Below are 22,547 nucleotides of genomic sequence, written 5' to 3'. Positions count from 1 at the left end.
CCCCGGTGTGCGGCCCCTTTTCGCCGTCCGGGCGGCCCACGGACCCCCGGCGGCTCGGTGGGTGGGCCCCCGCGGGTGGGCGCGGCATCGGCCCCGTACCCGCCCCCTCAGATCAGACCGTGCTCCCGCAGATACTCCAGCTGGGCGCGGACCGAGAGCTCGGCGGCGGGCCACAGGGAGCGGTCGACATCCGCGTAGACATGGGCGACCACCTCGCCGGGGGTGCGGTGGCCGTTCTCGACGGCCGTCTCGACCTGGGCCAGCCGATGGGCGCGATGGGCGAGATAGAACTCCACCGCGCCCTGCGCGTCGTCCAGCACCGGGCCATGGCCGGGCAGGACCGTGTGCACCCCGTCGTCGACGGTGAGCGAGCGCAGTCTGCGCAGGGAGTCGAGATAGTCGCCGAGGCGGCCGTCCGGATGGGCGACCACCGTCGTCCCCCTGCCCAGCACCGTGTCACCGGTGAGCACGGCGCGGTCGGCGGGCAGATGGAAGCAGAGGGAGTCGGCGGTGTGGCCGGGCGTGGAAACGACCCGTAGCTCCAGCCCGCCGACCTCGATGGCCTCCCCTGCCCGCAACCCCTCGTCACCGAGGCGCAGGGCGGGGTCGAGCGCCCGGACCGACGTGCCGGTCAGCTCGGCGAAACGTCCCGCGCCCTCGGCGTGGTCGGGGTGGCCATGAGTGAGGAGGGTGAGCGCGATCCGCTTGCCCTGGCGTTCGGCCGTCGCGATGACCTCGCGCAGATGGAGGTCGTCGAGGGGCCCGGGGTCGATGACGACGGCCAGTTCGGAGTCCGGCTCGGCGACGATCCAGGTGTTGGTGCCGTCCAGGGTCATCGCGGACGGGTTGGGCGCCAGGACATTGACGGCGCGGGTGGTGGCGGGCCCGGAGACCACGCCTCCACGCGGCTGGCCGGGCAGGGCCGCTGCCTCGGTCATACTCCCTCCCCCGCCGTCTTGCCGTGGGCCGTGCCGCCGCTCTCTCCGTGAGCCGGGCTCATCCTCGTTCCTTCCCCACCGGTCGTGGTCATCGTCTCCGGCCTCGTCGTCTCCCGTTCGGCCGGGCTCGGCCTCGCCGACCCTCCTGCGGCCGGGCTCATCGCGGTTCCCCTATCGGCAGATGCGGCACATCCGGCGCGTTCGGGATGTGCTTGGTGAACTCCTCGTGGCCGGGCCAGCTCAGTACCAGCCCGTCCCCTTCACGGCGGGCGGTGGCCAGGACCGGCGCCAGATCGCGGCCCTCGGCGGAGGCGACGGCCTCGGCGGCCGTGCGATAGGGGGTGAGTGCCCGCAGCGTGGACACCGTGGGCGGCATCATCAGCAGCTCGCCCCGGTCATATCCGACCAGCGCCTCCTCCGGGCGGATCCACACCGTACGGTCCGCCTCCGTGGAGGCGTTACGGGTGCGCTGCCCCTCGGGCAGCGCGGCGGCGAAGAACCAGGTGTCGTAGCGGCGGGTCTCGAACTCCGGGGTGATCCAGCGGGCCCAGGCTCCGAGCAGATCCGAGCGGAGTATCAGCCCGCGCCGGTCCAGGAAGTCGGCGAAGGACAGGGTCCGGCCGACCAGGGCCTGGCGATCGGTCTCCCACTCCTGGCCGGTGGTGTCACCGACCACCGTGTCCGGGGTGTGTCCGGCGAGGAGGACACCGGACTCCTCATAGGTCTCGCGTACCGCCGCGCACACGATGGCCTGTGCCGCGGACGCGTCCACTCCGAGCCGTACGGCCCACTCCGGCAGATCGGGGCCCGCCCAGCGCACCGGACGGGAGTCGCGCTCGTCGACCCCACCGCCCGGATAGGCGTAGGCGCCCCCGGCGAAGGCCATGGAGGTACGGCGGCGCAGCATATGGACCGACGGGCCGCCATCAGGGGTGTCTCGCAGCAGCATGACGGTGGCGGCGCGCCGGGCCGGGGCGGGGGTGAGTTCACCGCGCGCGAGGGCCCGGATCCGGTCCGGCCACTCGGGTGGGTACCACTGACCTTGGGACATGGCCGGATGCTAGACGTTCGCGCGGTGATGTTCGAGGGGGCGGCGACGGCTGTCACCGCCGGGCGAGGGCGGCGATACGGAGGCGGGATCCGGCCCAGCATGGACCGGGCCATCGCGGGGTGGCGCGACACACGGCCAAGGGGGTGGTGGTGTTTCACGTGAAACACCACCACCCCTCCCCCGGAGGTCACACGGCCCGGACAGCGGGACCGTTGTGACGTCACCGGTCCACGCGTGTCCTACGCGGCCGCGTTCGAGTTGCCACGCAGTTTCACACTGGCCGCACTGGCGCTCTTGATCGCGGTCTCGATCTGCGCCATGGACGAGCCCGAGGCCAGTCCGGGCACGGTCGCGGTGTTCAGCGCGTAGAGCGTGAAGGTGTACGGATGGGTGGAGCCACCCGGGCAGGGGCCGAAGTACCGCTGGGAGTTGGCCCCGCTCCCCATGGCCTTCTGCTTCGCCCCGCCCTGGCCCGGGACGGCGAAGCCCGCTCCCAGCCCCTCGGGCAGGGACTGCGCGGTCGCCGGGATGTCCCAGATCGCCCAGTGCAGCTTGTTGCCGCTGTTGGCGACGTCGGCGAAGACAATGGCGTAGCCACGCGCCGCCGTCGTCCCCGCACTCCATCGGAGCGGTGGAGAGGTGTCCTGGCCCGCGACGCCGTCACCGGCGCAGGTGAAGCGGGTCGGGATGGTGGCGTTGTCCGTGAAGGCACTGCTGGTCAGCGCGAACGGGCCCGGCCCGGGAGGACCGCCCGAATAGACGATGTCGATCAGCAGGATCCGGTCGTTCCCGCTGGTCCCATCCTTGTCGGTCGAGGTGGTGAGCCAGATGTCACCCTCGGGGTCGACCTCGACGGTACGCAGCCGGTCATAGGTGCCCTGGAAGTAGGTCTTCTGGTCGACCAGGCTGGAGCCGTCGATCCGCATCCGGTAGACCCGCTCACCCCGGGTGGTGGCGACGAAGACATGGTCGTTGGCGATGGTCAGTCCGCTGGGCGAACCGGCGGAGGTCGGCCAGGTCTTCTTGGGCGCGATAAAGCCGGAGCAGCTGCCGCTGGTGCCCTCGCAGTTGGGCCAGCCGTAGTTGCCGCCCTTCTGGATCAGATTGACCTCGTCCATGACGCTGTTGCCGAACTCGGCCTGCCAGAGGCGTCCCTGGGAGTCGAACTCGATGCCCTGCGGGTTGCGGTGCCCCATCGACCAGACGGCGTTGCCGAACGGGTTGTCCGACGGGATGCTGCCGTCCTGGTTGATCCGCAGGATCTTGCCGTTGAGCGAGTTGCGGTTCTGTGCCGTGCTGGAGCTCTGTGCGTCGCCCATGGAGGCGTACAGCTTGCCGTCGGGGCCGAAGCGCAGCCGTCCACCGTTGTGGAAGCGGCTCTTGGCCATGTTGCCGAGGAGCACGGTGTAGCCGCTGAGGGTGTTGTTGGTCTCCAGCCTCATCCGGGCGATGCGGTTGCCGTCGGTGGAGGTGTGGAGGAAGTAGAGATAGCGGTCGGTGGCGAACGAGGGACTGATCTCGACGCCCATCAGTCCGCCCTCGCCACCGGTGGTCTGGCTGTTGGGGACCTTGCCGAGCAGGGTCTTCTGCCCCGACTTGGTGAGCCGGTGGACGTTGAAGGTGTTCCGCTCGGTGTAGACGCCGCTGCCGTCGGGGAGGAAGGAGAGGCCCCAGCCCACGTCCACGCCGCTGGCGAGGGTGGAGACGGTCCCCGGATCGGGCGTACCACCGGGCTGGGTGCCGCTGGTGGTGACGGTGATCTCCGGAGAGAAGGCGGACGTGTTGCCCTTGAGGTCGTAGGCCCTGACCTTGAAGGCGTACGGAGTGTTCGCGGTCAGGCCCGCGACGGTGGACGTGGTGGTGTCAGAGGTGCTGGAGAGCACGCCGTCGCGGTAGATCTCGTACCCGGTGACCCGCACATTGTCGGTGGAGGCGGTCCAGGCCAGGTCGACGCTGGTCGCGGTCCTGGCCGGGGAGCGCAGTCCGCTGGGGGCGGTGGGTGCCTCGGTGTCCGGCGGCGCGGGCAGGGTGGCGATGGTGACGGCGTTGCTCGCGACCGAGACGTTGGAAGCGGCGTCGCGCGCGAAGACGGTCCAGTCATAGGAGGTCTCGGGGTCGAGCCCCTCGACCGTCGCGGCGAGAGTGGAGCCGTTCACCTGCCTCATCAGCTGGCCGTGCTGATAGATGTCGTATCCGGTCACGGCGACGTTGTCGCTCGCCGCGTCCCAGGCCAGGGAGACCGTGGAGGCCGTGGGCTCCTTGTCCTTGCGGAGGTTGGCGGGCGGGCCGGGGCGCTCGGTGTCGACCGGGCCGCTCGGGGTGACGGTGAGCTTGTCCAGGTTGGGGCCGTCGCCGCTGGCGGTGGTCGCACGGATCTTGTTGGCCCCGGCCTGGAGCGCGGCACCGGTGGTGACGTTCCGCCAGGTGGGCCAGCCACCGGTGCCGGGGAAGGCGAGGTTGGTGGCGGCCGGGGTGCCGTTGACCGTGACGTTCATGGCCCGGGTGCCCGTCGCGCCGAGCGCGTAGCGGAAGTCGAGTGTGGCGTTGGACGCCTGGGCGGCGTTGACGGTCCACTCCACATAGGCGCCGGTCACGGCCTGGAAGTTGACGAACCCGGAGCCGGAGTAACCCGCGTGGTTGGACTCCACCGCGCCCTGGGAGACCGTGGCCGCCTCGGCCTCGTGGTCGGTTCCGGTCTGGCCGTCGGCGGCCGTGACATCGATGAAGTCGAGGTTCGGACCGCCCTCGGCGGCGGTGGCGGTGGCCCGGAGCGCATTGCTGCCCGCTCTCAGGGTGACCGTGGTGGTCACGGTCTGCCAGGTGGTCCAGGCGCCGGTGGGCTGGAAGGACAGGCTGGTGGGCGCGGCTCCGTTGGCGGATATCTCCAGCGGGCGGTTTCCGGTGGTGCCGTTGGCGAAGCCGAGCACCAGGGTCGCGGGCCCGGCGGCGGGGGCGTTGACGGTGAACTCGACATAGCTTCCGGCGATGTTGGTGTAGTTCACGAAGCCGGTGCCGGAGAAGCCGGTGTGGTTGGACTCGGTCGCGCCCTGCGATATGAGCGCGGACTCGGCCTCGTACCGTACCGGCGCGGCACGTTCCGCGCCTGGCTGGGCATGGGCCAGGGGAGGTAAGGCCACGGTGAGCGCCGCCGTGGCGACGGCCACGAGGCTGCCGATCGCTCTGCGCGAGCGGCGGGGGCGGCGGCGGGGGGTTGAAGCCACTGGTCCCTCCACTTTCGTTGGAGCGGTTCCTTAGAGGTGGTTCCTTGGAGCGGTTCCTCGGAGCGGCTCCTGCCAGGCGGTTGCCGTCAGGCGGTTGCCGCCGAACAGGCCAACCGGGCCGAACAGGTCGTCCACACCGAACGAGTCGGTCGAGATCCCCGTTCACCGGTTCCCGCGCCGCGGTGGTGACGGCTGGGCACCTCGGACGGACACGGCTCTGTTCACGGCCACCGTTCAGGTGCCGTTCCCTCAGAGGTGTCCCGTGGTGCCGGCGCGCGGATGGTCCATGCGTGACACCTCCGAGGAGAGCCGTTCACGGATACGCATGGAATGTTCACATGGATAGGAAGCGTTCCTAACCATGGACAGAGGACACCCATCGACGCGTTCACGTCAAGACCATCGGCACGCATTACCCCGGACGGACGAAGGCCCCGTGCCACCCCCGGAAAACCAGGGGGCACGGGGCCAGACGACCATCAGCCGAGCGTACGGACCTCTGACCACCGCCTGAGCGGAGGAAGAGGGTCCGCCCATCTCGGGCACGGGTCGGCGATGACGGGCCGACCGCTCCGGCGAGACCATCCGCCGCGACCGCGTACCGGAAGGGTTGGCTCCGAACAAGGATCCACCCACGCCGGACCGAACCCGGCGGAGCATCCACCCCACGGGGGTCAGCCCTCGGGAAGACCAGCCGGCCGGGAGGGACGACAGGGCCCCGGCCCACCCGTCCCGTCCCGTCCGGACGGGACGCGCGACCTCGGAGCACCCGCCCGGCCGGACCGACCCATCAGCCTCACTCCGCCGGGGTCAGCTCCACCTGGAGCTCCACCTCCACGGGCGCGTCCAGCGGCAGCACCGCCACGCCCACCGCGCTGCGCGCGTGCACGCCCTTCTCGCCGAACACCTCGCCCAGCAGCTCACTGGCGCCGTTAAGCACTCCGGGCTGCCCGGTGAAGTCCGCCGCCGAGGCCACGAACCCGACGACCTTCACCACCCGTGCGACCCGGTCGAGGTCACCCACGACCGACTTCACGGCGGCCAGCGCGTTGAGCGCGCAGACGGCCGCCAGCTCCTTGGCCTCCTCGGCGGTGACCTCGGCCCCGACCTTGCCGGTGACCGGGAGCTTTCCGTCCACCATCGGGAGCTGGCCCGCGGTGAAGACGTACGCACCGGAGATCACGGCCGGCTGGTAGGCCGCCAGCGGAGGTACGACGGCCGGGAGCGTCAGCCCCAACTCGGTCAGACGGGCCTCGACGGCCCCGCTCACTGCGACTTCTCCCGCTTCAGATAGGCCACGAGCTGCTCGGGGTTCGGGCCGGGTACGACCTGGACGAGCTCCCACCCGTCCATGCCCCAGTTGTCCAGAATCTGCTTGGTCGCGTGCACAAGGAGGGGCACGGTCGCGTATTCCCACTTAGTCATGGGCCGACTGTAGCCGGACCGGCGCATGGGCCAGCGGGTGGCCGCCCCGCACCGCTCGTACCCGCGCCGAGAAGGGCCCGCACGGCACCATCCCCGCCCCGCGCGGCACCATCCCCGCCCTGGCCCGAGGAAGCGCCCCGCCATCCACCATCACCCCATACCATCCCAAATCGCCCCTGTCCGGAAGCTCCGGCCCCGGGCACCGGCCCCGGCGTGACGCAGCCCGCACGGTCCTCGTGCGTAGCGCGCGGCGCGACTGGTTAGGCTCGAATGCGTGAGCAGGCTCCAGGTCGTCAGTGGCAAGGGTGGCACCGGTAAGACCACGGTGGCCGCCGCCCTCGCGCTCGCCCTCGCGACCGAGGGGAAGCGGACCCTCCTCGTCGAGGTCGAGGGCAGACAGGGCATCGCCCAGCTCTTCGACACGGAACCCCTGCCGTACGAGGAACGGAAGATCGCCGTCGCCCCGGGCGGTGGCGAGGTCCACGCCCTGGCCATCGACGCCGAGCGCGCCCTCCTCGACTACCTCCAGATGTTCTACAAGCTGGGCAGCGCGGGCCGCGCCCTGAAGAAGCTCGGCGCGATCGACTTCGCGACGACCATCGCCCCCGGCGTCCGCGACGTCCTGCTGACCGGCAAGGCGTGCGAGGCGGTCCGCCGACGGACCCGCCAGGGGACGTATGTCTATGACTACGTCGTCATGGACGCTCCCCCCACCGGCCGGATCACCCGGTTCCTCAATGTGAACGACGAGGTAGCCGGGCTGGCGAAGTTCGGCCCCATACATAACCAGGCGCAGGCCGTGATGCGGGTGCTCAAATCCCCCCAGACCCAGGTCCATCTGGTGACGCTGCTGGAGGAGATGCCGGTCCAGGAGACCGCCGACGGCATCGCCGAGCTGCGCGCCGCCGAGCTGCCGGTCGGCCGGGTGATCGTGAACATGGTCCGCCCCCACATCCTCGACGAGGAGGCCGTCCGCAGCGCCTCGGGCGACCGCCGGGCGGAGATCGCGCGAGCGCTGACGTCGGCCGGGCTGAGCGGCGCCGGACACCTGGTCGGCCCGCTGCTCGACCAAGCCGCCGACCATGCCGAGCGGGTCGAGCTGGAACGTGAGCAGCGGACCGCGCTGGGGCTCCTGGATCTGCCCTCGTCTGAACTCCCCCTGCTCAGCGAGGGGGTCGACCTCGCGGGCCTCTACGAGCTGGCGACGGAACTGCGGAAGCAAGGGACCGGTTCATGACCCTGGACGCGTCGGTGACACCCCTCGCAATCGACCCGCTCCTCGACGACCCGGCCACCAGGATCATCGTCTGCTGCGGCTCGGGCGGTGTCGGCAAGACGACGACCGCGGCCGCCCTGGGCCTGCGCGCCGCCGAACGCGGCCGCCGCGTCGTGGTCCTCACCATCGACCCCGCCCGCCGTCTCGCCCAGTCCCTGGGCATCGACTCCCTCGACAACACCCCCCGCCGCGTCAAGGGCATAGAAGACCGCGGCCCCGGCCGCGCCGACCACACCGGTCCCCCGAGCGGTTCCGGTACGGAGGGGACCGCCCCCGCCACGGACCCGGCCGCCACCGCCCAGGACCGCGACACCACCGGGCCCGGCGCCACCGGCGGACGGACGACCGCCGCAGGCTCCGCCGCCACCCGACCGGCGGGCGAGCTGCACGCCATGATGCTCGACATGAAGCGGACGTTCGACGAGATCGTCGAGTCCCACGCCGACCCGGAGCGGGCCCGGGCGATTCTGGCGAACCCCTTCTACCAGTCCCTGTCGGCCGGCTTCGCGGGCACACAGGAGTACATGGCGATGGAGAAGCTCGGCCAGCTCAGGGCGCGGGACGAGTGGGACCTGATCATCGTCGACACCCCGCCCTCCCGTAGCGCGCTGGACTTCCTGGATGCTCCCAAGCGCCTGGGGTCCTTCCTGGACGGCACGTTCATCAAGGTGCTGATGGCCCCGGCGAAGATGGGCGGGCGGGCCGGGCTGAAGTTCCTCAACGTCGGCATGTCGATGATGACGGGCACGCTCGGCAAGCTGCTCGGCGGCCAACTGCTGCGGGACGTACAGACCTTCGTGGCGGCGATGGACACGATGTTCGGCGGCTTCCGCACCCGGGCCGACGCCACGTACCGGCTGCTCCAGGCCCCCGGCACCGCCTTCCTGGTGGTCGCGGCCCCGGAACGGGACGCGCTGCGCGAGGCGGCGTACTTCGTGGAGCGGCTCGCGGCCGAGGAGATGCCGCTGGCCGGTCTGGTACTCAACCGGGTCCACGGCAGTGGTGCCGCCCGGCTCTCCGCCGAACGGGCGCTCGCGGCGGCCGAGATCCTTGCCTCGGAAATTACATCAGAAAATCTTGACGACACCCGCATTGTGGATCAGGGGGGCGGGAAGACTGATGTCCATGAGGCCACGGGCGCCTCTCCCGAATCCCCGCCCGTGGACCACACCCCCGCCCGGACTCCCCACTCCGAGCAGGACGTACGACCCACGCATCCCGATCCTCCCGAGAGCGGCGACCACGCCGCGCCCCCGCACACCCCGACATCAGACCACCACACCACGGACCAACTGACGGCTGGTCTGCTGCGCTTGCACGCCGAGAGGATGCAGGTGCTCGCGCGTGAACAGCGCACGCGTGACCGCTTTACCGCACTCCACCCCGAGGTCGCGGTGGCCGAGGTGGCCGCCCTCCCCGGGGATGTACACGATCTGACGGGATTGCGCGCCATCGGCGATCAGCTCGCCCAGGGCGCCACGATCCCGGCGAAGGGCTCCCCTCCTGATGAACACTGAGGACCACGACACGAGCTGACCACGGCACCGAATGTTCGTGCCCCGGCGACAGGAGTCGTGCCGGGGCATATACGAGCATCATTCAGGGGCGATCCACTTGGTGGCTCCCGCCGCAGGCAGGCGCTGGTGAGCAGGCGTGGACAAGGAAGACTGCCCGCTCGCCGTGCTCATACGGCGCGTTCTGGCAACCCTACGGGTCAAGACCGCGCAGGGCCTGGAAGAAGCAAGCCTGGAAGAAGCAAGGAGATCAGACGAGGACACCCAGGGCACCGTCAGGCGACGGACTCACCATGAGAACGGGCAGGACCAGCCGACCGGTCCATGGAGATGAACAGCCGTCGGGGCCTCAGCTGACCGCGGCGTAGGTCTCATACGCCTCGTCGTCTTCGAGGCCCACGGGAAGAATGCCCACGCCACGCTCATACTCGGTGCGCGCGGTTTCCAGAAGTCTGCGCCAGGAGGTGACGGTGGGGCGCCTGCGCAGCAGTGCGCGACGCTCCCGCTCGGTCATCCCACCCCAGACGCCGAACTCCACACGATTGTCGAGGGCATCGGCCAGGCACTCGGTCCGCACCGGACATCCGGTGCACACCGCCTTGGCCCTGTTCTGCGCTGCCCCTTGTACGAATAGTTCATCCGGATCAGTAGTGCGGCAGGCTGCCTGCGCACTCCAGTCGGTTACCCAGCCCATCCCGGCGCCGTCCTCTCCCGATATCGAGGCTCCCCCACGGCGGCAGCGGCATATTCAGCGCTGCCAGTTGAGGACGTTACGGAAGGCGAGGACAGGGCAACACCCCCTTCGGGCCCAATCTTGAATGGCCCGAACGGACTATGCGTACGCGGCAGATCACCCAGGGGAGTGACCTGAGGGCGTAAACGAAGTGATCGGATAATCCGGGCTTATCCCTCACGATGTACGTGGTGTTCGACAAGCCGTTCAGCGCGGTCGGGTGAGGTGCGATCCACCGCGCTCACTCGGGGAGAGCCGCCGGGAACACCGCCGGTCCCCACAGCGCGCCTCCAGGAACCGCCCCGGGGAAGAAGGCGAAGCACGCCGTCCGCGGGCCTCGGGAGAGGCCGCCCCGGGCTCCGCCGTCCGCCCGACGGGGGCACCACCCCGCCCCGCGGGGTCTGGGTGGCGGTCCGACCCCGGGAGTGGGGGACACGCTGATGTGGAACCGCACTGCCGTGACAGTTGAGGGCAGCTTAGGCCAAGGCATGGCGCGCCGTCCGGCACATGGGAATGTTGGTGCTCCGCGGCACCCGTTCAGCGGTGTCCCCCGAAGGACGGAAGCTCTCCGTCAGTACGGCCACCCCCGCGCTGAGCTGCCCCGACTCCGGTGGCGGACACCATGGGCCGATACGCGCCCGGACCGAAGACGTCTTGTTCCCTCAAGGCGCCATCCCCACGGCTTAGGCTGCCCCCATGCCAAACAAGCGCTCTGGTGGCGGTCTGACCGGAACCCAGCAGGCCGCCAAGTTCCTCGGTGTCAGCGTGCTCGCCGGGACGGTGCTGGCAGGCATCGCCCTCCCCGCTGTGGGGGCGCTCGGCCTCGCGGCGAAAGGCACGGTCAAGGGGTTCGACGAGATCCCCTCCAACATGAAGCGCCCGCCACTGAGCCAGCGCACCACCATCCTGGACGCCAAGGGCGATCTCCTCGCCACGGTCTTCTACCGCGACCGGTCCGTGAAGCCGCTGACCGAGATCTCGCCCCATATGCAGAAGGCGATCATCGCGATCGAGGATTCGCGGTTCTACGAGCACGGGGCGATCGACCTCAAGGGCGTTCTGCGCGCGCTCAACAAGAACGCGACGAGTGGCGGTGTCGCCCAGGGCGCGTCGACGCTGACCCAGCAGTACGTGAAGAACGTCTTCGTCGAGGAGGCCGGGAACGACCCGGACAAGTTCGCGCTGGCCACCCAGCAGACCCTCGGCCGCAAGATCCAGGAGCTGAAGTACGCGATCCAGGTGGAGGAGGAGCTGGGGAAGAAGAAGATCCTGGAGAACTACCTCAACATCACCTTCTTCGGCCAGCAGGCCTACGGGGTCGAGGCGGCCGCCAAGCGCTACTTCTCCCGCTCCGCCAAGGAGCTGAACCTGGAGGAGTCCGCGATGCTGGCGGGGCTGGTCCAGTCCCCAAGCCGCTACGACCCGGTCAATGACTCCGAAGAGGCCACCAAGCGCCGCAACGTGGTCCTCCAGCGCATGGCCGAGGTCGGCCACATCACCCAGGCCGAGGCCGACCGGGCGGCGGCCAACCCGATCCAGCTCCGGGTCAGCAAGCCCAAGAACGGCTGCATCACGGCGGTCAAGGGCGCGGGCTTCTTCTGTGACTACGTCCGCGCGGTCTTCATGTCCGACCCGGTCTTCGGTGGATCCCAGGAGGACCGGGCCAAGATCTGGAACCGGGGCGGTCTGGTCATCAGGACCACCCTGGATCCGCAGGCCCAGGAATCGCTCCAAGAGTCGGTCAAGAAGCGTGTCTACCAGTCGGACCGGGTCGCCGCGGCGATGACCATGGTCGAGCCCGGGACCGGCAGGATCCTGGCGATGGGTCAGTCCCGTCCGTACGGCTTCGGGAAGAACGAGACCCAGATCAACTACTCGGTCAACAAGAGGGACCGGGGGTCGAACTACGGTTTCCCGGTCGGGTCGACCTTCAAGCCGTTCGTCGCCGCGGCCGCCCTGGAACAGGGCAAACCGCCGACCCAGGTCTATCCGGCGCCATACAGCATGCCCTACCCCGACCGGATCGCGACCTGCACCGGGCGGGACTGGCGCAACCGGGGCAACTTCAAGCTGGAGAACGAGAACGAGGCCGAGGTGGGGCCGTACTCGCTCAAAAAGGCGATGGAGATGTCCGTTAATACCTATTTTGTCCAGATGATAGAGGACATCGGCCTCTGCCCGGTCGTCGAGATGACCGACAAACTCGGGCTGGTCCAGGGCAATGGGACCAAGCTGCCCGCGGAGCCCTCGGCGCTGACGCTCGGCTCGACCGGCATCTCCCCGCTGACCATGGCGAGCGCGTACGCCACGTTCGCCAACCGGGGCACCTACTGCACCCCGACCGCCATCGCCTCCATCCGCACGGCGGACGGCCGCGGCCTGCCCGTACCCAAGAGCGCCTGCGAGAAGGTGATGAGCGAGCGGACCGCCGACACCATCAACACGCTGTTGCGCGGAGTAGTCGACTCCGGCACGGGTCAGCAGGCCGGCCTGAGGAGTCGCGACAGCGCCGGCAAGACCGGTACCACGGACGGACGGCTCAACGCGTGGTTCGTCGGCTACACCCCGAACCTCTCCGGCGCCGTCTGGGTGGGCAGCCCCTCCCAGCAGGTGAAGATGCAGAACATCACCATCGGCGGGAACTACCACGACAAGGTCTTCGGCGGTCAGGTCCCCGGCCCCATCTGGGGCGCCGCGATGGAGGGCGCGCTCCAAGGCGTCCAGGTCCTCTCCTTCAACGGGGTGACGATCCCCGACAGCGAGGCCGACGAGGGCGAGGACGGAGAGCGCGACCGCGACCGGGGCCGCGAGAACGGCGACGGCGACCGGGATGGCGGCGACGGTGACCGCGGCGAGGGGAACGGCGAGAGCAACGGCGACGGCAAGCCGGGCGACACCGAGGGACGCACGGGCGGCACCGGCGGCGGCACACATCCCTGGCCCGGCATCTCGGTCCCAGCGGACCTGATCGGCGGCGGCGAGAGCCGTGGCACGGAGGGCGGCACCACCGAGGGCGAGAGCGACGGCTCAGACCGACCCTGATTCGGAGGCGTGAGACCTGGGCGGCGATCCCTGGATCCGCCGCTCCGGGTTTCGCGCTGTCACGTCGTACGGAACAGCCCCCGGCGAAGGGGCGCGCGGGTCCGGGCAGCGCGCCGGGCCGGGGTGCGCGAGGCCGGGGCGCGCGGGTGCGGGCGCCCCGGGGGCGTGTGACCGTGAGCGGGGCGTGGGCGAAGGCGCCCGGAGCGGAGGTGTACGCGGGTGCTGGGGCCCGGGCTATCGCCGCGAGCTGACGGTGGCCGCCACCGTATCCGGCCAGGTCACAGGGGCCGCGGCACGCCTGATCGCGGGAGCGGAAAGGCGTGAGAGGAAAGGCCCGCGCCGTCATGGCGCGGGCCCCTTCCGTTCAGCTGGCGAGGAGCCGCTTGACGGCGGCGGCGACACGCCCGCCCTCCGCCAGCCCGGCGACCTTCGGGTTCACGATCTTCATGACGGCGCCCATGGCACGCGGCCCCTCGGCACCCCCGGCCCTGGCCTCGGCCACGGCCTCGGTGACGATCACGTCCAGCTCGTCATCGGTGAGCTGGCGGGGCAGATACGCGTCGAGCACGACACCCTCCGCCCGCTCCCGCTCCGCCTGCTCGGCCCGGCCACCCTTGTCGAACGCCTCGGCGGCCTCACGGCGCTTCTTCGCCTCGCGGGCGATCACCTTCCGCACCTCGTCGTCGGAGAGCTCACGGGCGGTCGTGCCGGAGACCTCCTCCTTACTCACGGCGGCCAGGGTCAGCCGGAGCGTGGAGGAGCGCAGTTCGTCACGGGCCTTGATCGCCTCGGTGAGATCGGCATGGAGCTGGGACTTGAGCGTGGTCATACAGGCCAGTGTGGCAGGTGGTATCCGGGAACCGCGTCCGGATTTGTCGCGGCCAAAGGCCCCGGAGCGGCCGCCGGTCGCCCCGGGGCCGTCCCGTCCGCTCCCCCGTGGCCCACGCCGACGGCGATCACGGCCGCGTCAGCCGCCGAAGGCCCCGTATCCCTTCCGTACCGGAGGAGCCGGAAGAACCAGAAGTAAGGGGCGGCGGAGCGCCCTCCGCACCATGATCGACAAGAGTCGCCCGGCGTGTCTGCGGCGGTCGTGCGTCTGCGACCATGGATCCATGCGCGCACGCTACGGAGTACCCCTGGGAATCACGGCAGTCGGCGCGGCCGGCGTCGCCTACGCCGCTTTCGAGGCCCGGTCCTTCCGCCTCCGACGGGTGACGGTGCCGGTGCTTCCGAAGGGGATGCGCCCGCTGAGAGTCCTCCACGTCGCCGACATCCACATGGTCAGCGGTCAGCGCAAGAAGCGCGCCTGGCTCCAGTCCCTCGCGGGACTGCGCCCGGACTTCGTCGTGAACACCGGTGACAACCTCTCCGACCCCGAAGGCGTCCCCGAGGTCCTGGACGCCCTGGGTCCGCTCATGGAGTTCCCCGGCGTATACGTCTTCGGCTCCAACGACTACTACGGCCCCACCCCGCGCAACCCCGCCCGCTACCTGCTGGAGAAGGTCCAAGGCCGCCACGGACTGAACGGGAACGCCCCCGCCACCAACGTGGTCCACAACCCCTGGCACGACCTGCGCGACGCCTTCGACGCGGCGGGCTGGGTCGGCCTGAACAACACCCGCGGCCGACTGAAGCTCGACACGCCCGGCTCCTATGAGCTGGCCTTCACCGGTCTGGACGACCCCCACATCAAGCGCGACCGCTATGAGCGGGTGGCGGGCGGCCCCGAGAAGGACGCCGATCTCTCCCTCGCCGTGGTCCACGCCCCCTACCTGCGGACCCTGGACGCCTTCACCGCCGACGGCTACCCCTTGATCCTCGCGGGCCACACCCACGGCGGCCAGATCTGCGTCCCCTTCTACGGCGCGCTGGTAACCAACTGCGACCTGGACACCGCCCGGGTCAAGGGACTCTCCACCCATGAGTCCGGCGGCAACGTCTCCCGCCTCTACGTCTCGGCGGGCTGCGGCACCAGCCGCTACACCCCGGTCCGCTTCGCCTGCCCACCGGAAGCGACGCTGCTGACCCTGGTGGCACCGGAGTAGACACCCCTCCCACCCCGCCGGGGACACCCCCCGGCACCTGGCCTTCTTGATCGCGCGGCCCTGGTGGGGCCGCGCGCAAGGCCCCAGGAAAGCGGATTTCGCCTGGGAGCGCGGGTGGGCTAGAGTAATCGATGTCGCCACGGCACGTGGGGGCAACCGGGGTGTAGCGCAGCTTGGCAGCGCGCTTCGTTCGGGACGAAGAGGTCGTGGGTTCAAATCCCGCCACCCCGACAGCCGAAGTATCAGGTCAGGCCCACTGCGTCACGTGACGCAGTGGGCCTGATTCGTTGTGCGTGACTACCTGCGTGACTACCGTTTCGGGGCTGGTGGCGTACCGAAGATCGCATCCATGGCGACGGCCCCGGTCTGGATCACCGGGCGGATCTGCTTCCGGTAGACCTCCTCCGTGACGGCCGTGCTGGAGTGGCCGACGAGCCGGGAGATCTCCTCCAGCGGGATGCCCCCGGTCGGACAAGATCGAGACGAAGGACGTGCGAGTCTCCCGCGTCGTCCACTCGCGCGGTTCAATCTCGATTCCGGGCACCTGGGCGGCCCGCGTGAGGATCTTCCGGAACTCGCGCCGGACGTTGGCGGCATCCAGTGCGGTGCCCACGGCCGAGGTGAAGACGAGACCGGTCTCCTGCCACTGAGCACCGGCCGCGACCCGCTGCCAGCCCTGACGCTCCCGCTGGATCTTCAGCGCGTCGATGGCGCGGCCGGGCAGGGCCAGGGTGCGACGGGATTTCCGGGTCTTGGTGTCCCCTGTGCTCCGGACCGAGCGCCACACGGCGATGTGCGGCGGGATCTCGGGAGTGGGGTCCGGGTCACCTTCGAGATCGAGGTGGTCCGTCGTGATCGTGCTGGGTCCCGGCCAGCGAGACCGTAGGCGAGCCAGTCGGTGACCGCCCTCGACCGTGTGGCCGGTCGATGCGATGGCGAGGCCGTCTTCGTCGTCTTGAAGGATCTCCTGGGCCCAGGCCCGGAGGCGGAGGTGGGCCAGGTCCTTGCGGGCGCCGAGGGTCCAGGCGGTGCGCATGAGGCGGCGAGCGTGGTCGGAGGGGTCGGCCATCGAGTCGATGGCGCAGTCACTGCCCTCCTTGGCCGGGCAGTCGACCAGCTCGCCGGTGTCCAGGTCGTAGAGCTGTCACTCGGCGCGGAACGCGTGCGGCCGGACGAACTCCGTTGACAGGCATACGATCTCGCCCCAGCGCTTGCCCGTATAGCCCTTGAGGGCCACGGCGCCGAACTCGTCGTCGCGACCGGACACCAGGGCGGCCCGTTCGGCGGCCGGAAGGGCATTTGCGCGGAGACGGGCAGTTGCACCGCCATGGCCTGAATCGCATTCTTGTCGCTGATATCGCCGATTCCTACCGTCCCATGGCATGAACTCCACAGCCTTCGACGTGATCAGGCGTCTCGGTGACCTTCTGAACGTGCAGGTGAACTCATCGCCCGAGCTCATCGCCGGAGTGGGGAAAGCGGCCGCCGCGGTCGACCGCGAGCGGGCGAAGAAGAAGACCAGGAACGAAGGCCACGGCCCCCGCAAGCCGGATCTGCGCCAGCTACCCCGAGCCGAGTGTGGTCCCGTACGGATGACTCCGTGGGACCTGCTCGCGACGTTCGCGCGTGCTACGACCTTGGCCCGGCAAGGACGAGGCAGGGGGCTGGCTGAGCACTGGCAGGGACTGAAGTACTGCCGGGCCTTCGCCGCCGACCGGCACGGAAGCCTGCGCCTCACCGATGAAGGAAAGGCTCCTGAACTGTCCTATCGGGCCATGCAGGCGAGGGAGCTGGGCCGGGCGTTCGGGCTCGCCGTCGCGGAACGGGCGCTTCGCGAGCGGTATCCGGACCGCCTGATCGGCATCGTCGACGTGGAAACCGTCTTGCTTCCCGGCTTCGCGCGGACCCGGCCGGCCGGGACTCTCGGCGCGAGGCCGCGGCCGGACTTCCTGCTGGAGGCATGGCGTCCTGGCGAAGGCTCCCGGATCTTCGTGGTTACCGTGAACGGCAACCACCAAGCTGTGAAGCCAAAGACCTCCGCGAGCTCTCGCACGACATACAGGCAACTGGCCCGGGGCGGTGAGCGCGTGGAGCGGTTCCATCTGGGGCGCTGGAACGGGGCTTCCACGCTCACGACCTCGACCGAGTTCCTGGCCACCGCCGGTGTGACGGTGCATGTCCTGCACGCGGGTGGAGATGTCGAGCTCCCGGTACGGCCGACGTCCGGTGCGGATTCAGCCGATGTGGCCATCAGGCGCCGGGCTCTGCCGTACGTGGACTCCGTGGCCATCCCGACAGAACGCGGAGCGGAACGGCACAACGCCTTCTTGATCCCTGAGAAGGAGTTCTCGTGGTTCGGCCGAGTGGTCGCCCGTGCCCACGCGGCCGGGCAGCTCTCACTGGCCGGCGGCGGTGGGACGGTCGGCCGGTATTTGATCGACGAGCAGGGCCGCAAGCACTTCAGCGAAACCGCCTTCGCCGGGACGGCCAGTGTCCACGACGCGAAAGTCTGTCTCGCCGGGGAGCGATACGTCGGCACTGACCAGGTCTTCCGTATCAACGGCACGCGCGTCGAAGCGTTTTCCGGCATGGCCGCGGATCTCTACGGTCTCCTCGCGGAGGGCAAGGTAGAGGAGTACCGCCGACGGGCGTACGAACGGCGGGAGGGCTGGCCTGAGCCGGATGACATCGACGACTGGGGCGCGAGTTCCTTCCGGCCGGACGGCACCGCACTCGCGATTCGGGTGGTGCCGGAGCAGGCATCGCCCGACGACCGCCTCCCGCGCTGATCCATACGAGAGGCGTTTCCCGGCGGAGGAGCAGGCTCTTCACGCTCCGTGCTGGCTCGGGTAGGCCGGGCAGCGGGTCGGACATCCGCCTCCGGCGCTCGGGGTGGCCGGATGCCGTCCCTCTCGTTCAGCCTCGGCTGTCCCCTTCGGAGGCCCTCGTGCCAAAGTCGCCTGACGGACCGAGTCAGCACATACGCGAACGCAAGGAGCAGCACATGCGCGACGGGGGAGCGCCGTGGACACTCACCGTGCCCACAGGCGGCGACACACTCCGGCAGGAGCGTCTCACCCGGGATCTCCACGACACTCTGGGGAGGACGGACGGCCTCGTCGTCGGCTTCCATGACGCCGACGGGCCCACCGAACCGGGCCGCAAGGGCACCGGTGTCGGCGAGGTGGCTCTCTGGGCCGCTACCACCGCCGCCGTCGCCCGTCCGGCGTCCCAGATCCTGATCACCCTGATCAAGGAGTGGTGCGCCAAGGAGCGGCACCGCAAGGTCGTGGTCACCGTCGGGGACGACTCCATCGAGATCGCCGGACGGCCGGACGCCGCACAGGAACGCATGGTCCGCGAGTTTCAGGACCGGGTCGCCGACGGCGACGGGCCCGAACCGAATGACGGCGCGGCGTGACCCGCTTCCACAAGCGGCGGGCTCTCCTGATCGGCAACGAGCACTACGATGACGGCCGCTTCTCGCCGCTGGCTTCCGTACGGGCGGATCTATGGGGACTCACCCAGGTCCTGAAGCATCGCAATCTCGGCAACTTCGTCTCCGTCCAGACCGCATCCGATCTCACCGCCGACGACATGCGGGCGGCCATCGGCGAGTTCCTTCAGGAGCGCGACGAGGACGAACTCGCGCTCGTGTACGTCTCTGGTCACGGAGTGCGCACCGTACGCGACGGCGGCGAGTTCCACTTCGTCGCCAAGGACACCGACTACGACCGGGTGGCCTCGACCGGTGTGAGCGCGGGGTTCCTCAACGACACACTGGAAGAGTGTGTGGCTCCGCAGAAGATCGTGGTGATCGACTGCTGCCGCAGCGGCGGGTTCGCCATGGGCCTGCGCACATCGGACCGACGGCCCGAGAACTCCGTCTCCAAGTCCGGCGAGCAGCCCCCGCTGACCAGCAGGGGCGTGTATGTGCTGTCGTCCTCGCGGGCCGGGGAGGATTCGTACGCGGACCCGGGTGGCGGCGATGACGTGAAGCCGTCGGCGTTCACCGGCGAGATCATCGAGGCGTTGCGCACGGGGAAGGTCAGCAAGGACGGCGGCCAAGCGGTAACGGTCAGTGACTTATTCCACTACGTCAACCGGCGCATGCGTGCCCAGGACGGCGGACGCCAGGTGCCGGTGCACTCCGCGCTCGGCGTCGACGATCGCATCGTCATCGCGGACAGCCCCTTCGGCCGGGCCCCCATCCTCGACCCTCTGAGCTCTCGTCCTCAGGCTGCCGCCGGAGCAGCGGCCCAACCCTGTGCCGCGAAATCCGCCCACGTCCAGCCTGTCTGGGCCAACCTGCTGGACTACTACCGCGAGTGCATCCTGGCCGAGAGCGCCGAGACACCTCTGATGGAGGTGAGCCACCAGGGCACGTCGTACGTGTGCCTAGGAGGCGCGGAGAGGTTCATCTCCGGCGACGTCGATGAAGACGGCTGCGTCGCACTCCCCGGGGAAGCGGCCCCGCTGGTGGATTCAGCGGCGGAGGAGGACGCCGAGCTCTGGGCGGGCTACCCGGCCGTGGTCCTCACCGGGCCTCGCACCGGACGCCCCTGGCGACAGCCGAAGTTCGCGCCCCTTCTGGTACGCCGGGTCGAGATCGTCCAGGACGAGGGCGAGGTGCGGCTGAAGCCGTACGGCCCGGTCCAGCCGCATCCTCAGCTGGCGCAGGACTGGCTGGGCGAAGAGGAGGCCAGCCAACTCGTCCACACGTTTCAGCCGTCCTGGCACCGAGGACAGCACGACCGTATGGCGGTGGAGGTGCGCAACCTCCTCACTCAGGAGTTCGAGCTGCCGTGCGTGCAGGAGCTCCGTCCCGACCAGCTCGCCGACCGCATCGACATCCGCACGCCCGGCCACGGAGCCCGCAACACCGCGGTCCTGTTCGCGGCACGCCCCCAGAGGAACTTTACGAAGGGGCTCCTCAGCGACTTCTCCGACATCTCCAAAAAGACGGACCAGATCGGGAAGACTGCCCTCGGGTCCCTCTCGCCCGACACCTCGCAGCGCGCCCGGGCCCTCGCCCACACGGATCCCGAACCGGTACGCCTCGTCACACCACTGCCCTGTAACGAGGCCCAGACGGCGGTTCTCCGGTCCGCCATGACGCGCCGCCTCACCGTGGCCACGGGCCCGCCCGGCACCGGTAAGAGCCAGTTGGTCGCCAATCTCGTGGCCACGGCGATCACGGCGGGTCAGACCGTACTGGTCGCGTCCACTAACAACGATGCCGTGGACGAGGTCTGGCGCCGCTGCGACAAGCTGGTTCCCGGCAGCGTCGTGCGCACCGGCTCGGCGCGGAAGAACGGCAAGAGCAACGCGGAGCACGAGGCCGCCGCGCTGCACGCGCTGCGTACAGGACCGGGGCCGTCGACCACCGTCGCCACGGCATCGATGGCGACCGCACTAGCCAGCGACCGGCTGGCAGAAGTACGGCAGCTCCTGGCCCACATCGCGGAGACCGAGCTGCGGCTTCGCCAAGCAGGCGAAGCCCGCGCCCACCACGCGGAGAAGCTCGGGATCACCGTCACCGACCTCCAGGACCTGCTCGATGGCCCGCCCCGGCCGAAGGAGCTGGGAAACAAGGCGCGTCGCCTCGCCCACACGCGTTTCCTCGGATCGTGGCGCCGAACCCGTTTCCTGCGCAAGGCCGGTCTGGAGAGGTACACCGGTGATCCCGCCACGGGGTGCCTCGCGCTCGCTGGGTTTGCCACGGCCGAGGCGGAGTGGCGTGACGGGCGCGAGCACGCGGCCACCGTTGACGACACAGCGCTCGCGCGCACCCTGCACGATGCGGAGAGCACCGTTCAGGACGCTTCACGCACGCTCCTCGCCGCCACGGTCCAAGCCGCCGCGTGGGTCGGACGCCGCCGCATTCTGGACCTGTTGACGGCCCGGGACGGCAAACGCGGCGACTGGCCGCAGTTAGGAAGGGTTCTCGGCCGCTCGGCAACCTCGACGGACGCGCCCCCAGTGGCCGGATGGGCAGTTACCAGCCTCTCCGCCCGACGTTTCCCGCCAGACCCCGCCCTGTTCGATCTCGTCGTCATCGACGAGGCCAGCCAGTGTGCCATCCCCCACATCCTGCCGTTGCTGTTCCGCGCGCGGCGCGCCCTGGTCATCGGCGATCCCATGCAGCTCACGCACATCACCAAGACCAACCCACACCGCGAGGCTCTCATCCGGCACGGGAACGGGCTGCGGTCCGACTGGCTGGAGAAGCACCATCTCGCCTACCGGCGCCACTCCGCCTTCCACGCAGCCGAGCAGTCCGCGGGCGGCACGCTGCTCCTCGACGAGCACTTCCGCTGCCATCCGCACATCGCCGGGATCTCCAACGAATTCTTCTACGACGGTGGGCTGACCGTTCTCACCGACACCCGTGGGCGTCCCGCTCTGGCCCGCCGCCCCGCCGTCATCTGGACAGATGTGACCGGGCGGGCCGCCCGCCCTGCGTTCGGTGGCTCCTGGGTCAACGAGGACGAGATCCACAAAGTACTCGCCAGCGTCACGTACCTCTGTGACCAGTTGCCGCCCGAGGCCACCATCGGCATTGTCACTCCCTTCACCGCACAGGCCGAATCGCTGCGCAAACGGCTGCGACCGTACGGCGAGGAGCGCCTGCGAATCGGTACGGTGCATACCTTCCAGGGGGGCGAACGCGATGTCATGGTGTTCTCCCTCGTCGTCGGCGAGGGCATGCGTATGGGCGCCATCGAGTGGGTCGATGGACAGCTGAACCTGTGGAACGTCGCCATCACCCGGGCACGCAGTCACCTCATCATGGTGGGAGACAAGGAACTCTGGCGACACCGAGGAGGCATGGGCGCCGCACTGCTGGAGGCCGCGGAGCGGAACGACGTACCCCCAGGTGGCGGAGACGAAGACGTGCTACTCAAACGCCTGTACCAGACCCTCTCCCGCGCCAAGGAAGCCACCATCACGCTGGGCGAGACGGTCAACGGGTATCCGGCGGACGCTCTGGTGGGAAGCGTCGGCGCCACCGCACCTCAAGCTGTACTACTCGACAGGGGAATCGAAGAGGGCACCGACGCAGCCCGCCACCTTCGGCTCATGCTGCATCGACGGAACTTGCTGGGCGGCGGCGACGGAGGCGTCGAAGCCACTCGGTGGCCGGCCTGGAGGCTGTACGAGACAGACGAACGCGGGGGTGAACTACGGTCGGCGCCGTGATCCGGCGCGATGCTCGTTCAGGACGAAGAGGTCGTGGATTCACATCCCGCCACCCTGACCGCCGAAGTACTAGATCAAGGGCACCGCGTCATGCGACGC

General features: G+C 69.7%; 15 protein-coding genes, 1 tRNA gene and 1 pseudogene. 8 read left to right on the top strand and 9 right to left on the bottom strand.

Annotated elements, in window-relative coordinates; translation table 11 throughout:
- Window positions 1–107: 107 nt before the first annotated feature.
- From ACFVIM_RS17635 to ACFVIM_RS17615, 5 genes are all read right to left on the bottom strand, one after another.
- The gene (locus tag ACFVIM_RS17635) at window positions 108–938 is read right to left on the bottom strand and encodes an MBL fold metallo-hydrolase (RefSeq protein ID WP_384302068.1); all 831 of its coding nucleotides are present in this window, start codon (window positions 936–938) and stop codon (window positions 108–110) included.
- Between the two features lie 157 nt (window positions 939–1,095).
- The gene (locus ACFVIM_RS17630) at window positions 1,096–1,989 is read right to left on the bottom strand and encodes an NUDIX hydrolase (RefSeq protein WP_384302066.1); all 894 of its coding nucleotides are present in this window, start codon (window positions 1,987–1,989) and stop codon (window positions 1,096–1,098) included.
- 239 nt (window positions 1,990–2,228) lie between these two features.
- Window positions 2,229–5,210: a PQQ-dependent sugar dehydrogenase gene (locus ACFVIM_RS17625; RefSeq protein ID WP_384302064.1), complete on the bottom strand. Its 2,982-nt coding sequence runs from the start codon at window positions 5,208–5,210 to the stop codon at window positions 2,229–2,231.
- Window positions 5,211–6,006: 796 nt separating this feature from the next.
- The gene (locus tag ACFVIM_RS17620; RefSeq protein WP_384302062.1) at window positions 6,007–6,480 is read right to left on the bottom strand and encodes a RidA family protein; all 474 of its coding nucleotides are present in this window, start codon (window positions 6,478–6,480) and stop codon (window positions 6,007–6,009) included.
- Window positions 6,477–6,635 (bottom strand): hypothetical protein, encoded by a 159-nt coding sequence (locus tag ACFVIM_RS17615; protein WP_384302060.1) that lies wholly within the window; start codon window positions 6,633–6,635, stop codon window positions 6,477–6,479. Before ACFVIM_RS17615 ends, ACFVIM_RS17620 begins: the two co-directional genes overlap by 4 nt.
- 274 nt (window positions 6,636–6,909) lie before the next feature.
- Between ACFVIM_RS17615 and ACFVIM_RS17610 the strand changes: the two genes are divergently transcribed.
- Both ACFVIM_RS17610 and ACFVIM_RS17605 read left to right on the top strand, forming a co-directional pair.
- A complete protein-coding gene (locus tag ACFVIM_RS17610) occupies window positions 6,910–7,872 on the top strand; it encodes an ArsA family ATPase (protein ID WP_384302056.1) in 963 nt (320 codons plus the stop codon).
- Complete coding sequence (locus ACFVIM_RS17605) at window positions 7,869–9,428, top strand: ArsA family ATPase (protein ID WP_384302054.1); 1,560 nt, start codon at window positions 7,869–7,871, stop codon at window positions 9,426–9,428. The genes ACFVIM_RS17610 and ACFVIM_RS17605 overlap by 4 nt, the downstream gene beginning before the upstream one ends.
- A gap of 346 nt (window positions 9,429–9,774) precedes the next feature.
- Here ACFVIM_RS17605 and wblA read toward each other — a convergent pair whose 3' ends face one another.
- Window positions 9,775–10,119, bottom strand: coding sequence for a transcriptional regulator WblA (gene wblA / locus ACFVIM_RS17600; RefSeq protein WP_384302052.1), 345 nt, complete (start codon window positions 10,117–10,119; stop codon window positions 9,775–9,777).
- Between the two features lie 735 nt (window positions 10,120–10,854).
- Here wblA and ACFVIM_RS17595 point away from each other — a divergent pair.
- Window positions 10,855–13,200, top strand: a complete 2,346-nt coding sequence (locus ACFVIM_RS17595; RefSeq protein WP_384302050.1) for a transglycosylase domain-containing protein — start codon at window positions 10,855–10,857, stop codon at window positions 13,198–13,200.
- A gap of 364 nt (window positions 13,201–13,564) precedes the next feature.
- On the opposite strand, the gene ACFVIM_RS17590 is transcribed toward ACFVIM_RS17595, so the two are convergent.
- Window positions 13,565–14,029 carry a GatB/YqeY domain-containing protein gene (locus tag ACFVIM_RS17590; RefSeq protein WP_384302048.1) on the bottom strand — a complete coding sequence of 155 codons (465 nt, stop codon included), beginning with the start codon at window positions 14,027–14,029 and terminating at the stop codon, window positions 13,565–13,567.
- Between the two features lie 283 nt (window positions 14,030–14,312).
- On the opposite strand from ACFVIM_RS17590, the gene ACFVIM_RS17585 reads away from it, so the two are divergent.
- Both ACFVIM_RS17585 and ACFVIM_RS17580 read left to right on the top strand, forming a co-directional pair.
- Entirely contained in the window at window positions 14,313–15,245 is a 933-nt protein-coding gene (locus tag ACFVIM_RS17585; RefSeq protein WP_384302046.1) for a metallophosphoesterase, read from the top strand.
- Window positions 15,246–15,402: 157 nt separating this feature from the next.
- Window positions 15,403–15,476, top strand: a tRNA-Pro gene (locus ACFVIM_RS17580).
- Window positions 15,477–15,492: 16 nt separating this feature from the next.
- Here ACFVIM_RS17580 and ACFVIM_RS17575 read toward each other — a convergent pair.
- Together ACFVIM_RS17575 and ACFVIM_RS17570 are read right to left on the bottom strand one after the other, a co-directional pair.
- The gene (locus ACFVIM_RS17575) at window positions 15,493–16,281 is read right to left on the bottom strand and encodes a hypothetical protein (RefSeq protein ID WP_384302070.1); all 789 of its coding nucleotides are present in this window, start codon (window positions 16,279–16,281) and stop codon (window positions 15,493–15,495) included.
- Window positions 16,282–16,311: 30 nt separating this feature from the next.
- Window positions 16,312–16,539 (bottom strand): annotated as a pseudogene (locus ACFVIM_RS17570) (LacI family transcriptional regulator); the annotation flags it as partial.
- An 88-nt stretch (window positions 16,540–16,627) separates the two neighbouring features.
- Between ACFVIM_RS17570 and ACFVIM_RS17565 the strand changes: the two are divergent.
- The 3 genes from ACFVIM_RS17565 to ACFVIM_RS17555 all read left to right on the top strand — a co-directional run bounded on the left by ACFVIM_RS17565 (window position 16,628) and on the right by ACFVIM_RS17555 (window position 22,448).
- Entirely contained in the window at window positions 16,628–18,034 is a 1,407-nt protein-coding gene (locus ACFVIM_RS17565) for a hypothetical protein (protein ID WP_384302044.1), read from the top strand.
- A gap of 215 nt (window positions 18,035–18,249) precedes the next feature.
- Window positions 18,250–18,666, top strand: a complete 417-nt coding sequence (locus ACFVIM_RS17560; protein WP_384302042.1) for a hypothetical protein — start codon at window positions 18,250–18,252, stop codon at window positions 18,664–18,666.
- The gene (locus ACFVIM_RS17555) at window positions 18,663–22,448 is read left to right on the top strand and encodes an AAA domain-containing protein (RefSeq protein WP_384302040.1); all 3,786 of its coding nucleotides are present in this window, start codon (window positions 18,663–18,665) and stop codon (window positions 22,446–22,448) included. Before ACFVIM_RS17560 ends, ACFVIM_RS17555 begins: the two co-directional genes overlap by 4 nt.
- Window positions 22,449–22,547 lie beyond the last annotated feature (99 nt).

Source organism: Streptomyces sp. NPDC057638 (assembly GCF_042800315.1).
In the GTDB taxonomy this organism is placed as follows: domain Bacteria; phylum Actinomycetota; class Actinomycetes; order Streptomycetales; family Streptomycetaceae; genus Streptomyces.
Note: the sequence above shows the minus strand (reverse complement) of the source record. Positions and strands in the feature narration are given on the sequence as shown.

What these genes read in the sequence shown, in the direction of transcription:
- ACFVIM_RS17615 (WP_384302060.1), bottom strand. Translation starts at nt 6,635, where the DNA reads ATGACTAAGTGGGAATACGCGACCGTGCCCCTCCTTGTGCACGCGACC.
- ACFVIM_RS17595 (WP_384302050.1), top strand. Translation starts at nt 10,855, where the DNA reads ATGCCAAACAAGCGCTCTGGTGGCGGTCTGACCGGAACCCAGCAGGCC.
- ACFVIM_RS17560 (WP_384302042.1), top strand. Translation starts at nt 18,250, where the DNA reads ATGCGCGACGGGGGAGCGCCGTGGACACTCACCGTGCCCACAGGCGGC.
- ACFVIM_RS17635 (WP_384302068.1), bottom strand. Translation starts at nt 938, where the DNA reads ATGACCGAGGCAGCGGCCCTGCCCGGCCAGCCGCGTGGAGGCGTGGTC.
- ACFVIM_RS17590 (WP_384302048.1), bottom strand. Translation starts at nt 14,029, where the DNA reads ATGACCACGCTCAAGTCCCAGCTCCATGCCGATCTCACCGAGGCGATC.
- wblA (WP_384302052.1), bottom strand. Translation starts at nt 10,119, where the DNA reads ATGGGCTGGGTAACCGACTGGAGTGCGCAGGCAGCCTGCCGCACTACT.
- ACFVIM_RS17630 (WP_384302066.1), bottom strand. Translation starts at nt 1,989, where the DNA reads ATGTCCCAAGGTCAGTGGTACCCACCCGAGTGGCCGGACCGGATCCGG.
- ACFVIM_RS17585 (WP_384302046.1), top strand. Translation starts at nt 14,313, where the DNA reads ATGCGCGCACGCTACGGAGTACCCCTGGGAATCACGGCAGTCGGCGCG.
- ACFVIM_RS17605 (WP_384302054.1), top strand. Translation starts at nt 7,869, where the DNA reads ATGACCCTGGACGCGTCGGTGACACCCCTCGCAATCGACCCGCTCCTC.
- ACFVIM_RS17575 (WP_384302070.1), bottom strand. Translation starts at nt 16,281, where the DNA reads ATGCGCACCGCCTGGACCCTCGGCGCCCGCAAGGACCTGGCCCACCTC.
- ACFVIM_RS17565 (WP_384302044.1), top strand. Translation starts at nt 16,628, where the DNA reads ATGAACTCCACAGCCTTCGACGTGATCAGGCGTCTCGGTGACCTTCTG.